Source organism: Thermogutta sp. (assembly GCF_014359955.1).
In the GTDB taxonomy this organism is placed as follows: domain Bacteria; phylum Planctomycetota; class Planctomycetia; order Pirellulales; family Thermoguttaceae; genus Thermogutta.
This window is the reverse complement of sequence record NZ_JACIYL010001075.1, coordinates 1-1143: the sequence shown is the minus strand read 5'-3', so window position 1 is coordinate 1143 and position 1143 is coordinate 1. Positions and strand designations below refer to the sequence as shown.

Annotated in this window: 1 protein-coding gene; it reads right to left on the bottom strand. The window is 55.4% G+C overall.

Features of this window, described 5'->3' with window-relative positions; all coding sequences use genetic code 11:
* Positions 1 to 1044 (bottom strand): DEAD/DEAH box helicase (locus H5U08_RS19465; protein WP_297037040.1); only part of this gene is annotated, 1044 nt, incomplete at its 3' end.
* Between the last annotated feature and the right edge of the window lie 99 nt (positions 1045 to 1143).

Below are 1143 nucleotides of genomic sequence, written 5' to 3'. Positions count from 1 at the left end.
ACGAGTTAAGGTCTCGTAAACAGCAAACTCTTGACCGTCCAGCTCACCGCGGACGGTGCGCACCTCTCGGTCGGTGAAAAGCCGGCGAACTTTTCCGCTTTCTGGGTCGGGAAAAGTAACCAGCGCCTCTTTGGTCCGTCGCAAATAAAACGGTGCGTGATTGTTGCGAATGGCTTCTTCCAAACTGCGGATATCTGCATATACGTCGCGATCGAGAAGTTGTAGAAAGAGACAAAAGTTGGCCGGGTCTCCCTTATGGGGTGTGCCTGTGAGCAGCAGAATATGGTGTGATTGCTGGGAAAGCAATTCACCAAGCTTGTAGCGCTCCGTCTTGTGGTCCGGATCATTGGCACTCATGCGGTGGGCCTCGTCCACGATGACCAGATCCCAACTCGTGCGACTGAGGCTCGCACGTACCTCCTCTCGCTTAGCCCAGTCCATCGAGGTAATGACCTGAGGTTTATCCTGCCAAGGGTTGACCCCATACGCGTACCTCAAGTCCACGCCACGGATGATGTCGAAGCGCTCCCGAAAGCGATCCCGCATCTCCCGTTGCCACTGAAACATGAGGTTCGCCGGGGTGATGATCAGAGTCCGTGACACCAATCCGCGGAGCTTCAGCTCCTTAAGCAACAGTCCCGCCATGATGGTCTTGCCCGCCCCAGCATCATCCGCCAGAAGAAACCGGATACGCGGCAGAGGCAGGATGTAGTGATACACGGCCTCCAACTGATGGGGTAACGGATCGACGCGCGCAATGGACAGGGAAAAATAGGGGTCGTACTCGTAGGCCAATCCCAGGCGGGCCGCCTCAATCCCCAGCCGAAAGCGATTGGGATCTCCATTAAATGAAGATTCCGCCGGAATCACTCTCAGCCGAGCAGCTTGCTCCGTTGTCAGAAGGCGTTCGTGATAATGCCGGGTGTGAAGTCCCTGTCCGCCCACTTTAATGTTGCGACCAAAAGGTTGCACGACAAGCACTCGAATCGGCTCTGGAAAAGCCTCGCCTTCGATGATGGCACCAGGTTGAAGATCACCCGTCATTGTCAAAATAACCTCGCAACATTCCCCTTTTGTTCACAAATCCTTGAGGGAGTGGCGGGCAATCGCGCGTCGATTGCTCCGGCCTTTCGATATCTAGCG